Annotated in this window: 11 protein-coding genes and 1 tRNA gene; 7 read left to right on the top strand and 5 right to left on the bottom strand. The window is 75.1% G+C overall.

Going from position 1 to position 12537, the window contains the following annotated elements:
- Positions 1-530 precede the first annotated feature (530 nt).
- Positions 531-878, top strand: a complete 348-nt coding sequence (locus tag ACI78Q_RS00225) for a putative dsRNA-binding protein (RefSeq protein ID WP_456921271.1) — start codon at positions 531-533, stop codon at positions 876-878.
- Positions 879-1315: 437 nt separating this feature from the next.
- Positions 1316-2242: a hypothetical protein gene (locus ACI78Q_RS00220; protein WP_456921270.1), complete on the top strand. Its 927-nt coding sequence runs from the start codon at positions 1316-1318 to the stop codon at positions 2240-2242.
- 221 nt (positions 2243-2463) lie between these two features.
- Here the strand turns inward: ACI78Q_RS00220 and ACI78Q_RS00215 are convergent, their stop codons facing one another.
- Positions 2464-3246, bottom strand: a complete 783-nt coding sequence (locus ACI78Q_RS00215; RefSeq protein ID WP_456921269.1) for a hypothetical protein — start codon at positions 3244-3246, stop codon at positions 2464-2466.
- 222 nt (positions 3247-3468) lie between these two features.
- Between ACI78Q_RS00215 and ACI78Q_RS00210 the strand changes: the two genes are divergently transcribed.
- Positions 3469-3843: a hypothetical protein gene (locus tag ACI78Q_RS00210; RefSeq protein ID WP_456921268.1), complete on the top strand. Its 375-nt coding sequence runs from the start codon at positions 3469-3471 to the stop codon at positions 3841-3843.
- A 657-nt stretch (positions 3844-4500) separates the two neighbouring features.
- On the opposite strand, the gene ACI78Q_RS00205 is transcribed toward ACI78Q_RS00210, so the two are convergent.
- From ACI78Q_RS00205 to ACI78Q_RS00190, 4 genes are all read right to left on the bottom strand, one after another.
- Positions 4501-5844, bottom strand: a complete 1344-nt coding sequence (locus ACI78Q_RS00205) for a hypothetical protein (protein WP_456921267.1) — start codon at positions 5842-5844, stop codon at positions 4501-4503.
- A 548-nt stretch (positions 5845-6392) separates the two neighbouring features.
- Positions 6393-6872, bottom strand: a complete 480-nt coding sequence (locus ACI78Q_RS00200) for a hypothetical protein (RefSeq protein ID WP_456921266.1) — start codon at positions 6870-6872, stop codon at positions 6393-6395.
- 341 nt (positions 6873-7213) lie between these two features.
- Positions 7214-7302, bottom strand: a tRNA-Ser gene (locus ACI78Q_RS00195).
- 89 nt (positions 7303-7391) lie between these two features.
- The gene (locus ACI78Q_RS00190) at positions 7392-8588 is read right to left on the bottom strand and encodes an MFS transporter (RefSeq protein WP_456921265.1); all 1197 of its coding nucleotides are present in this window, start codon (positions 8586-8588) and stop codon (positions 7392-7394) included.
- A gap of 146 nt (positions 8589-8734) precedes the next feature.
- Here ACI78Q_RS00190 and ACI78Q_RS00185 point away from each other — a divergent pair, with 146 nt between their 5' ends.
- From ACI78Q_RS00185 to ACI78Q_RS00170, 4 genes are all read left to right on the top strand, one after another.
- Positions 8735-9262 (top strand): CGNR zinc finger domain-containing protein, encoded by a 528-nt coding sequence (locus tag ACI78Q_RS00185; RefSeq protein ID WP_456921264.1) that lies wholly within the window; start codon positions 8735-8737, stop codon positions 9260-9262.
- A gap of 62 nt (positions 9263-9324) precedes the next feature.
- Entirely contained in the window at positions 9325-10761 is a 1437-nt protein-coding gene (locus tag ACI78Q_RS00180; protein WP_456921263.1) for a phosphatase PAP2 family protein, read from the top strand.
- Between the two features lie 124 nt (positions 10762-10885).
- Entirely contained in the window at positions 10886-11434 is a 549-nt protein-coding gene (locus ACI78Q_RS00175; RefSeq protein ID WP_456921262.1) for a DoxX family protein, read from the top strand.
- Positions 11431-12483: a PHP domain-containing protein gene (locus ACI78Q_RS00170; RefSeq protein ID WP_456921520.1), complete on the top strand. Its 1053-nt coding sequence runs from the start codon at positions 11431-11433 to the stop codon at positions 12481-12483. Before ACI78Q_RS00175 ends, ACI78Q_RS00170 begins: the two co-directional genes overlap by 4 nt.
- Positions 12484-12537: the final 54 nt, after the last annotated feature.

Here is a 12537-nt window from a genome sequence, read left to right as displayed (position 1 = left end):
TCCTGGTCACCCCCCTGCGCCATCGCGACGACTGGGCCTTGTGCGAGATCTGCGGTGGCGCCGTTCGGCCGTGGGACCTCTGCGAGGAGTGCTGGACAGAGGACGAGCGGCCGGTGCACGACGGCTGCTGCGACCGGATCATCCGTTGACCGCGTGCGGCATCTTGGCCGGTGCGGCCGGCTAGTCCCACCAGAGGCCGATCACGGTCACCCCAGTCGGCACGGCGCCCTGGAGCACAGCGGCACCGGTCCCCACCCAGTACGCAGACGTCGCTTCCCAACCGGTCCATGCCTCCGCGGCGGCGGCGGCCAACGCCGCCGCCCGCCCCGCGGACGCCGGCCAGTCCCGGGCGACACGGGCAGCCAGCTCGACGGCGGCCCCCGCTGGCACCTGCACGCCGTCGAACCGCACGTAGGCGCGCCCGTGGGCCAGAGCCCCGACGAGCCGACCGCCGAGGCCCGCACCTGCTGCTCGGCCGTGGCGAGGACACCGGCCGCGGGCGGGAGAAGGACTCGATCCTCGCCGACACGATGGAGGCGCTCATCGGCGCCGTGCATGTCGGCCTAGGCCTGGACGCAGCCGCCGCGATGGTGCACCGGCTGTTCGACCCGCTGCTGAGCGAGGCGGCCACTCGCGGCGCCGGTCTGGACTGGAAGACCAGCCTGCAGGAGCTCGGCTCCGCCCGCGGCCTGGGCGCCCCCGTCTACAACGTCGCCGACGAGGGCCCCGACCACGCCAAGACCTTCACCGCCACGGTGCTGCTCGCGGGCGTCGTCTACGGCCGCGGTACCGGGCGCACCAAGAAGGCCGCCGAGCAGGAGGCCGCCGAAGCCGCGCACCGCGCCCTGTCGCCTGGCGAGGACGCCGCCGCTGCCTGAGCCGGTGGCTTCGTCCTGCCCCTGCCGTATGGGGCGTCACACCGGCACGCCGCAACAGGGAGTCCAGACGCATCAGCCCGCGGCTGAAGCTCGCCCGGGCGAGCATGCGCCCGACAAGCTGCCTACCAGCAGCCACGGCGAGCCGTGCCGTCGAACGCGTAGCCGCCGGACACGCGGTCCCAAGCCGGCCGCGGCTGCCGCCTTCCGCCTGGACCTGCCGCCGCCCCGTTGCGGCGGTGACCAGCGTGCCGCAGCGCCCCGTCGGCCCCGCAGGCCGGGTGATGCGCTCCGCGTGTCGGGCGAGTGCCGCCGGGGCCGCCGGCGGCACGCTGCCACGGTCAGGCGGGAGGCGGCGCTTCGTGAGGACCGCCGCCTCCCGTCACCTCCCCGGAGATGCCTCAATCGCCCGCCCGCGGCCCGCACGGAAGAGCGCCGAGATGACCACCGCCACGCCCCCTCCCCCGCCCACCACCGCGTCGTGGACCTCGGTGCCGCTGTCGGCCGCCGCCGAGCGGACGCTCACCGCCGACGTGCTCGCCGAGAAGACCGCCCGCGCCGTCGAGCGGATCGAGGGCCCCGACTGGCACATCCTCGAAGACGACTGGCAGGCGCTGGTCACCGCCGCCGCCCGGGTGCCTGGCACCGAGGAGCTGTGGCTCGAGCACTTCTTCGGCGCACCGGTCACCTGCCCGGCCTGCGCCGCGGCGACCGAGCTCGTGTGGTGCTCCCGCGTCGTCGACTGGTACGTCCGCTGCACCGACCCCGGCTGCACCCACCACGACATGCCGCTGCTCAGCGTCGAGGCCAAGCCCGAGGGCGCCGCTGGACAGTGGGGCCGCGCCACGATCGGCATGTACGACACCGGCGTGCGCGCCAGCGTCCTGATTCCGCAGCCGGGGTTCGTGGTCCCGCCGGTGCAGTGCACCCCGACCACCTGCCCGGGCGCCACCTGCCAGGCCGCGCACACCGTGGGCGACGCCGGCGGCTACCTCGCCGCTCCGCAGGTTCTCGGCGCGGCGCTGCTCGGCTCGGCCGGCACGCCGATCCCGGTCGTCGTGCTCACCGACGCCAAGCGTGGCGACGCCACCAAGCTCTACGGCAGCCTCGCCTTCGACTTCGCCATCGACCCGTCCGCGGTGCGCACCGCGGTCATCGCCGACCGGCTCACCGCCGTCTGCGCCGCCCTCACCACGGTGCGGCCCGCGATGAGCGCCGCCGACGCCGACGTGACCGGGCACGCCGTGGCCGCGGTGTGGGCGCGGCTGCCCGGCGGCCCGTGGGGTGCCGCGCTCACCAGCCCTGTCGGTTCCTGGCTGCCGACCTACGCGCACGCGGCCGCCGCCCGCGAGCAAGCGCTGTGGTGACCGCCGATCATCTCCGGTAGCCGACCGCCCTCGAACATCCCCGTCCCACCGCCCACGGCCGGAGCGCCGGACGTGGGCGGTGGTGTCCGGTGGCCACTCCGTCCGCAGCGGGTCATCGCCGCACGATGTGACGGCCGTCCGCCCGAATCCACGGCATGTCGCCGTACCACAGCGCTGCAGCGGAGCCGCCCGGGCGCGGACCGCGCGGCGTGGGGCCGGGCCTACTCGTTGATGTCGGCGATGCCGTTGCCGTTGAGGTCCGAGCCCGGCCCGAAGCACTCCTCGACGGTGGCGGTGCCGTCTGAGCAGCGGACCTCGAGGTCGGAGGAGACGTAGCCGTCGTCTCCGTCGACATAGGAGTCGCCGATACCGGCGTCGACCTGGGTGCAGCCCAGGTAGTCGTCGAAGTACCAGCCGGATGGACAGCCGCCCTCGGCCTCGATGACCGCCTGCTGCTCCGCCTCCTCCGCGGCTCGCTGTGCCGCCGCCTCCGCCGCCTCCCGGGCGGCCGCCGCTGCGGCCGCCTGCTGCGCTGCGGCCTCGGCAGCGGCCCGCGCTGCCGCCTCGGCGGCGACACGCTCGGCCTCGGCGCGTGCCGCCTCTAGCGCACCCCGTGCCGCTTCCTCGGACTCGAGTTCCAACCCCGACGGGCCGACCCAGACGTCGGCCGCCGACTCCGAGGCCGCCGGCGATGGAACTGCCGTCGGAGCGGCAGCCTCGGAGTCGGTGCCGCAACCGGCGAGCAACCCGACAGCGAGCACGGCAAGAACAGACAGTCGCGAACGCATTAGGTGGAACCCCCATGAATGCGCCGGTCCCCTCATGGATGACGGCGCCGCGAAGATGGTGACACGCGGAGTCGACAGAAGCGAAACCCTCATGTTCCGCTCGTGCGGCTGTCCGATGCCGAGCACGTCGCCGCCGGCCGGCTCGCGTCGGTGGTCCTCATGCGCGTAGGGCGGGTCGTTGCCCGAATGTCGCTGAGTGAGCAGGCCGGGGTCCACCCTGCGCCAGGCCCACCGTCTGCCGGAGCACATCCCCGCTCACATCGGCTCCTTACCGGCGGCGAGCCGGCGCGGGGTGGGCCTGGCATTGGCCAGCCGCCTGGCGGACAGTGCCGGGGTCTGACCCGGCGCCGCAGAGGGGCCGCCCGCCCGTCGCCGGCGGTCGGCGCGGGCACCGGCGGGAAGGTTGAGCCGGCCCGGGCGGGGGCGCACGATGGGGCCGTGAGCGAGCCCGAGCCGAACCTGCAGGCCGCCGCCGCCAGGCTGGCGGAGCTGTCAGGGGACGAGTACGCCGCGCTGGTGGCGCGCAGCTACGCCGAGTTCGCCGCCGGCGAGGGCCGACCTGACCCGATCGCCGCCCACAGAGTGACCAGGCCGCTGCCGCCGCTGGTGGACCGCCGGGTCCCCGCCGCCATCCGCGCCCGGCTGCGCGGCTTCGAGGAGCGCTACGGACTGCCCAGCGACCGGTTGACCGAGGCCGCGGCCTTCCATGATCCAAACTGCGCGCTGCCGGAGACCATCAACGACCTCATGGCCTGGAGCAGCCTCTACGCCCGCTACCGCGCGCTGACCCGAGCCGAGCCGACCGACCGCTGACCCGCGCGCCGAGGTCCGGGCGGCACATCACTCGGAATCGCTCCCGGGCATGCTTACAGCGGCATGGTGTCCCCCGACGGCGCCGGGGCGTCGTCCGCGACGAAGTTGCCCAGCAGCCGACCACCGCGAACCGCTTCAGCGTCCCGTAGCCGCGGTCGGCAGCGAGCAGCGTGATGACGACGGCACCGGCGGTATCGACCCGCGGCTGGCTCAATCCGTGCTCCTTCGCCAGCCGGCGCAGTCACTGATGGGCGATGAGCACCTCGTCCCGGGCAGTGCGGTCGTCGGCGGTCACGCCCGGCACGGTAGAGCGGCCGCGGTGCCGCACCGCTTCCCGGTCCGGCCACGGCCGCCGGCGGGCACGACGTGGTCATCGTCGACACCGCCGGGCGGGTCACCGTCGACGCCGACCTGATGGTCCAGGCCGCCCGGGTGCTCGAGGTCGTCGCCGCCGACGAGGTGCTGCTCGTCGTCGACGCGATGAACGGCCAGTCGGTCGCCGCGTTCGCCGCGTTCGCCGCGGCGCTGCCGGGTCACCGGCGCTGGCTGCCCCACTGCCTCCAAGTACAGCACCGGTCCGGCGACAGCCGCGTCGCCGGACCGGTGCTGCGTCATGCGTCCTGCCGGCCATGCCCGGGGCACGCGAGCACGTTGCGGCTACTTGAGCCCGAGCCAGGAGCGGATGTGCCGCGCGAGCCGGCCGTTGCCGCGCGGTGGAGCCTCGAGCAGGGCCTGCTCCACCGTGTGGTCGATGTCCTTCCACACGGCGCGTCGGCCACGGCCCTGGTGAACGCCGCGGTAGCTGCGCAGCAGCTCGTGCTCGGTGTCACCGGACCAGGTCGACGCCTCGTAGGTGTCGGCGCCGTGCACCACCCAGGTGGTGATGCCAGCCTTGCGCAGGTCGTAGAACGTCGCCCGCGCCAGCGCGGGGAACTCCGGCCAGAGCTTGCCCTTCCCGCACAGGTCGGCGATGCCGGGGCGCAGGTAGTGCTCGTAGAAGTTGGTCGAATCCAGCTCCATCCCCTCCGGGGAGAGGAACAGCGTGCCGTCGGGGCCGGCCAGGCCGGCGGCGACGTGCTGCTCGACGAGCGCGGCGACGAGCGCGCTCAGCGGCGCGGTGCGCGTCGCGCCCACCTCGCGGGCCTTGAGGTGCCCGTCCTCGTTCTCGATCAGCACGTTGCCCAGGTCCGGGCGGAAGTGCTGGTCGCGCAGCCGGATCAGCTCGCCGGGACGGGGAGCCACCTGCACATCGACGAGCGGAAGGATCCGGTAGCGCTCGCCGCTGTGGACGCCTTCGGCGACGCGCCGGCCACGTCTGGCGAAGTCGTCGCCGAGGTCGATCCAGAACCCGAGGCCGGGGTAGTCGCGCTCCCCGGCGGTGTGCCGGGTCGGCTTGCGGAACGGACTACGGCGGGCGGCGTGACGGCCACCGGAGCCGCGCGGATTCCACATTCGGTACGGGTTGGGGCCGGGCGGGAACAGCCCCGCGTCGAAGGCGCGGTCGAAGACGAAGGACAGCGCCATCCGGAACCGGTTCTCGGTGTTCTCGCCGATGAGCACCTGCCCGTCGGAGGTCTCCGGCGCCCGCTTCGGCTCGGAGGGTCGTACCGGCTTGCGACCCCGTGGGGCGCTGCGGGCCTGCCAGGCGGCGAGCTTGGCCTCGTACTCGGCGAGCTTGCGCTCGTAGGCCTCGCGGCGCTGCCGGTTCTGGTGGGCGTTGCGCAGGTTGGTCGTCCGTCGGATCTGCAGCGCCGTGTTGAGGTCGGCGTGGCCGAGCAGCCGGAAGTGGATGCTGTCACCGGCGGCGACGCCGAACCGGGCGATCCGGGGGTCGCCGTCCCGGTAGCGGAAGACGGCCTGGACGAACCGGAGCTGGTCGATCCACCAGCGGTCCTGGTTCGTCTGCTCCCAGTACGGGAGGTTGACGACGATGAGCTCGTCGTCGATGTAGCTGGCGATGTCCGGGCCCAGCTCCGCCCCGGGTTCCATGCGTGAAGGCATGTGGGAAGAAGCTAACCAGATCGCCGGTGCGCTCGCGGGGTCCGCACCCGCGTCAGCACGGCCGTGTCCGCGTTCATGCAGGTCATCGGCCCGTCTCGCGGAGGAGCGGCCAGATGGCCGGTGACGGTCGTCACCGGCCGGCGGCTCACCGGTCCCAGGCGTCACACCGCGCGAGGAGCCGGCGCCGGTGGCCGGACCCGGGGCAGGACCGGCGGCCTGCCCGAGGGGGCCCTCGTCGGCTTCCCTGGGGGCATCCTCGCCGGGGCGGCCGCGCGAGGTGCCGCTAGCGGCATCGGGCATCGGCCAGCCCCGCTCGTCGCGGGGCGCGCGCAGCAGTCGGGCGGCGGCGATCCGCCGCGCCCAGTCGGCGGCCGCGGCCGGGTCGGTGAAGGTGCGCTTGCGGGGGTGGGCGAAGCCGGTGACCCGCCAGCGGACGACGAACCGCACCGCGTCACGCGGCGGGCGGCCGCCGGCCAGCGGGTCCCAGGCCAGCGCGGCGCCGTCGGCGGCCTGCGCCGAGCAGTACGGGCCGGCCCACTCGGCGCCGCTCACGCCGCGGCCGCCGGGGGGACGACGGCAGCGGACCGCAGGTGGGTCGGCACGGCGGCGGCGGGGACGTACCGGGTCACCGTGTCGAGCGGCACGGTGAGCAGCCCGCCGCCGTCGACCAGCGCGGAGAACTCGGCCTCGTCGAGGTCCCACCGGGCCAGCAGTGTCTCGCGCCGGTACAGCGTGACGCCGGCGGCGAGCAGCGCCTCCCCCGCCGGGCCGGCCGCGGTCGACGGGTCCGGTGCGCCGGCGGTCGGCGCCGCCGGCGCCAGAGCCGGGCCGGGCGCGGCCGCCGAGGGCGTGCCGTCCGGCGCCGCGGCCGGCGCGGGGAGCACCCGGCGCGGCGGGAGGACGGGCAGCTCCAGCGGGGCGGCCGGCGGCGTGCCCTCGGCGGGCTTGCGCCGCGGCCGGGGCGGGGTGACCCGGACCGGCTTGGTGCCGGGGATCCACGGCTGCAGCGTCGGGGCGGGGTGGAACACGCAGCCGACCGGTCCGCGACGACATCCGGTGCGCAATCGCCGCTGGGAGTGGCCGAACACTCCGGGACCCGGGCTGTGTCCGGCGGAACGGGTGGATCTGTGTCCGGCGGGCCGGACGGAGGTCGTCGCCGCGTCATCCGGCGACTGCGGTGACGGCACGCGCGGCCGGTCGCCGGGCCGCCGACGGGGCCGACACTGAGCGGTGAGCTGCGGGAACGCCGCCATGACGGCGGTTGAACGCAGAAACGCCCGGTCGGGGACCGGGCGCTGCGGAGCACGGGATCCGTAGTCAGATGCTCTATCCGTTGAGCTACGGGTGCCTGGTGTTCAGTTGTCGTGCGCGGAGGCTCCGGGATTTGAACCCGGGATGGGGATTAACCCAAACCGCATTAGCAGTGCGGCGCCATAGACCGGACTAGGCGAAGCCTCCCGGGGTCCGAGTCCCCCCGGAACCACCGAGGAGAGACACTACCAGCGCCTCGGACGGCGGTTCACGGGGGCCCTCCCCCGGCCCGTCGATCAGGCGGCGACCGGCTCGGCTGCCACCCGTCGCCGGCCGGGCAGCAGGGTGACGGTCACCGCCAGCGCGGCCCCGGCGACGGCCAGCAGCAGGCTGCCGGAGACCCCGGCCGGACCGTCGATGAGCGCGCCGCCCAGCGCCGCACCGATCGCGGAGGCGCCGGTGGCCATCGTCGACAGCCAGGTGAACGCCTCGGTCGTGGCGTGCGCGGGGGCCAGCGTGCCGACCAGCGAGCTCTGCACGGTGAGGGTCGGCGCGATCGCCGTCCCGCCCAGGAAGAGCAGCGCGCCCAGCACCCACGGGCCGGACGCCGCGGTGAGCGGGGCCAGGCCGATGGTGACGCCGAGCAGGAGCCAGCGGTACTGCCGCGGCAGGGAGACGCTGACCACGCGGGCGCCGAACCACAGCCCGCCGGCGACCGAGCCCAGCGACCACAGGGCCAGCAGGACCCCGGACATGCCCGGCGTGCCCGCGGCGTCCGCCCACGCCGGGATGGCGACCTCGAGGGCACCGAAGCCGAGCATCAGCGCCGCACCACTGGCCAGCAGGCGGGGCATGCCGGGGGTGAGCACCGTGGCCAGCGGGTGCGCCCGCTCGGCGGCCGGCGCGGGCACCCAGCCACGCATCGCCCGGGACGTCGCGATGCCGACGGCACCCGCCACGGCCAGGGCCCCGGCGACGCCCAGCGCCCACGCGGGGGCCGCGAGCACGGCGAGCGCGGCCACGACGGTGGGGCCGGCGACGAAGACCAGCTCGGTGGCGGTGGCGTCGAGCGCGAAGGCGGTGGTGCGCACCCGCGGGTCGACCCGCGACCACAGCGCCCGGACGGTGCCCGACACCAGCGGCGTCGCCGCCCCGGCGAGGGCGGCGGCGGCCACGATCGCGGCCGTGGGCGCACCACCGAGGACGACGGCGACCAGCAGCGTCAGGAGCAGCGGGTAGGCCGCGGCCTGGGCGAGGAGGACCGGGCGGGGGGTGCGCTGGTCGGCCAGCCGGCCGAGGACCGGCGCCATGACCGCCATCGCCAGGCCGTAGGCGGCCGACGCGACGCCGGCGACGGCGTAGGAACCGGTCTGCTGCTGCACCATGAGCAGCAGCCCCAGCGGGACCATCGCCGACGGCAGCCGGCCGGCGAAACCGGCCACGAGCAGCACCGGGGCGGACGGCAGCCGCCAGACGCTGAGGTACGAACGCACGACGAACCCACTTCGGACGAGCAGATGAGGAAGAGTAGGGGGCCAAACTCTGTTGGCCACCTACAGGTTAGGGACGCGGCGGTAGGGAGTCAAATGACATACGCCACCTACGTGTCGCGCGGGGCCGGAGGGGACCGGGGAGCCTGATGGACTACGACACCTACGGGTCCAGCGCCGTCGAGCTGGCCATCGACCTGGCCAACGCCGACCGGGACGCCGACTGGCTTGCCGCCTTCCTGCGCGCCCACGACGAGTGGTTCGAGCCGGGCACCGCTCTCGACCTCTCCCCCGCCGAGGCCACGCAGGCCGCCGAGATCGCCGATCTGGTGCGCGCGGTCGCCGTGGCCGGGTCCCAGCCGGAGGTGATCGAGCGGCTCAACGCGCTGCTCGCCCTCGCCTCGCCCCAGCCGTACGCGACCGACCACGACGGCGAGCTGCACCTGCACTACGCCCGCGCGGACGCCTCGGCCCTGGAGCAGCTGACGACGACGGTGGCGATGGGCCTGTCGCAGGTCGTCGTCCAGCACGGGTGGCAGCGGCTGGGCGTGTGCACCGCCGAGGGCTGCGACAACGTCTACGTCGACACCTCGCGCAACGCCAGCCGCCGTTACTGCTCCAACACCTGCGCCAGCCGCTCGACCGTCGCCGCCTACCGCGCCCGCCGCAGGACCTGATGGAGTGGATCCGTCGCCATCACCCCGACGGATCCACTCCACAACCGCTAGCGTCCAGCGGCATGCGCAGTGCCCGGCACTGGGACGCCCGCCTGCACTCTCTCGTCGGGGGCCTGCCCGACTCGCCGGCCGACCGCTGGCTGCGCCGGCTCACCACCGCCGCCGACCACGGCCGGCTCTGGATGGCGATCGGCCTGCTGCTCGGCCTGCGTCGCGGCGCGCTGCGGCGGGCCGCCATCCGGGGGCTCGGGTCGTTGGCGGTGTCCAGCACCGTGGTCAACGCCGTCCTCAAGCAGGTGTTCAGCCGGCGCCGTCCCGACCTCGCCGGGCACGCGCTGGAGAAGCTCCTGCACCACCCGCTGACCACCCACTCCTTCCCCAGCGGGCACGCCGCGTCGGCGGGGGCGTTCGTCACGGGCGTGGCGATGGAGAGCCCGCTCGCCGGGGCGGCGCTCGCGCCGGTGGGCCTGGCGGTCGGCTACTCCCGCGTGCACGTGGGCGTGCACTACCCGGGGGACGTCGTCGCCGGCCTGGCCGTGGGCGCGGCGGTCGCCACGGCCGGCCGGCACTGGTGGGCGGTGCGTCCGACCACCCCGGCGCGGGTCCGACCGGCGCGGTCGGCGCCGGCGCTGCCCGAGGGGGAGGGGCTGGTCGTCGCGGTGAACCCGCGGTCGGGCCCGGACGGGTACCACCCCGCCGAGGACGTCCGGCGGCTGCTGCCCCGCGCCGAGGTCCACGAGACCACGCCGGAGACCGGTGTCGCCGAGCTGCTGGCGGAGGCCGCGCGCTCGGGACGGGCCCGGGCACTGGGCGTCGCCGGTGGCGACGGGAGCGTCGCGGCCGCCGCGGCGGTCGCCGTCGAGCACGGCCTGCCGCTGGCGGTGCTGCCGGCCGGCACCCTCAACCACTTCGCCCGGGACGTCGGCGTGCACACCCTCGAGCACGCCGCGGAGGCGGTGGCCGCCGGGCAGGCCGTCGAGGTGGACGTCGCCGAGGTCAACGGGACGCCGTTCCTCAACACCGCGAGCCTCGGCAGCTATCCCGAGATGGTGCGCCGCCGGGACGCGCTGGCCGGGCGGATGGGCAAGTGGGCGGCGATGACCGTGGCCGTCGCCCGCACGCTCCGGCACGGGACCCCGGTGTCGCTGCTGATCGACGGCCGCCCGGCGCTGGTCTGGATCCTCTTCGTCGGCAACTGCCGCTACACCCCGCGCGGGCTGGCCCCCGCCTGGCGACCGCGGCTGGAGGACGGGCTGCTCGACGTCCAGTACCTGCGCGCCGACGTCCGGTTCAGCCGTACCCGCGCCGTCCTCGGCTCGCTGCTGGGCATCAGCGACCGCAGCTCCGGCTACGCCGACCTGCAGGTCCGCGAGGTGCGCGTGGTGTCCCGCTCGGGGCCGCAGCAGGTGGCCTACGACGGCGAGACCGGCGAGCGGGCCACGGAGTTCGCCTTCGGCAAGCGCGCCTGCCTCACCGTCTACTGCTCCCGCACCGACTGACGGCGACCAGCCGCTGCGGCGTGGGACTCGGTAGGCGGAGTGGCGGTGAGCTCACTACGGTCCGAGCAGGGGTGTCCCGGTCGCGACCGGGGCACCCAATGTCCCCGATGAGAGAGGTCCTCCCATGCTGGTCCGCCGGATCGCCCGGCCCCTGCTCGCCTCGACGTTCGTCTACGGCGGCATCGACACCCTGCGCAACCCGCAGTCGCGGGTGGCCGGCGCCAAGCCGGTCGTCGACACGATCACCGCCAAGGCCGACGAGCAGCTGCCCGTGCAGGTCCCGCGGGACGTCGAGCAGTGGGTCAAGATCGACGCCGCGGTGAAGGTCGCCGCCGGTGCCCTGTTCTCCCTCGGCAAGCTGCCCCGGCTGTCGGCCACCGCGCTGGCGGTGAGCACCGTGCCGACGACGCTGGCCGGACACCGCTTCTGGGAGCACGACGACCCGCAGCAGAAGGCCGGCCAGACGATCCACTTCCTCAAGAACCTCGGCCTGCTCGGCGGACTGCTGATCGCCGCGGTCGACACCGAGGGGAAGCCGTCGGTCGGCTACCGGGCCCGCCGGGCGGCGAAGCGGGCGGCCGACACGACCGAGAAGAGCTACGCGAAGGCCCAGAAGCGCGCGGCCAAGGCGCACAGGAAGGCGGAACGGCGGGCGAAGAGGGCCTCCCGCTGAGCGCTCCCCTCCCACCCGCGGCCGCGCTCCGGAGGATCGCCTTCCTCCTGGAGCGCGCCCGCGAGCCCACGCACCGCGTCGCGGCGTTCCGCACCGCCGCCGCCGTCGTCGACACGCTCGGGCCCGACGAGCTCGACCGGCGGATCCGCACGAAGACCCTCACCGACCTGCGCGGCATCGGCCCCAAGACCGGGGCGGCGATCGTCCAGGCCCACGCCGGCGAGGTGCCCGAGTACCTGGCGCGGCTCGAGGAGGCCCACGGCGAGCTCGTGCCGCTGGCCGACGACGTCGCCGAGTTCCGGGCCGCGCTGCGCGGGGACCTCCACGTGCACTCGGACTGGTCCGACGGCGGCAGCCCGATCAGGGAGATGGCCGAGGCGGCCATCGGCCTCGGCCACGAGTACATGGCGCTCACGGACCACTCGCCCCGGCTGACGGTCGCCAACGGGCTGTCCCCGGAGCGGCTGGAGCGGCAGCTGGACGTCGTCGCGGAGCTCAACGAGGAGCTGGCGCCGTTCCGGATCCTCACCGGCATCGAGTGCGACATCAACCTCGACGGCTCGCTGGACCAGACCGACGAGCTGCTGGGCCGGCTGGACGTCGTCGTCGCGAGCGTGCACTCCGACCTGCGCGCGGACCGGGCGGCGATGACCGAGCGGATGCTGACCGCCGTGGCCGACCCGCACACCGACGTCCTCGGCCACTGCACCGGCCGGCTGCTGATCCCCCGCGAACAGCGGGAGGGACGCCGGCAGCGGCCGCGGCCGGAGAGCGAGTTCGACGCCGAGGCGGTGTTCGGGGCCTGCATCGAGCACGGCACCGCCGTGGAGATCAACTCCCGGCCCGAGCGGCTGGACCCGCCGCTGCGGCTGCTCGCCCTCGCCGTCGAGCTGGGCTGCGAGTTCGCGATCGACACCGACGCCCACGCCCCCGGTCAGCTGGACTGGCAGGGCAACGGCTGCGAGCGCGCGGTGGAGGTCGGCGTCCCGGTGGAGCGGGTGGTCAACACCTGGCCGGCCGACCAGCTCCTCGGCTGGACGACCGGCTGAGCGCCGGCGGCTGATCCGCGGCGGCGCCCAGCCGGCGTCCGCAGTCCCGCCCGG

The organism is Geodermatophilus sp. SYSU D00705 (assembly GCF_054050135.1).
This window is presented reverse-complemented; position numbering and strand designations above follow the sequence as displayed.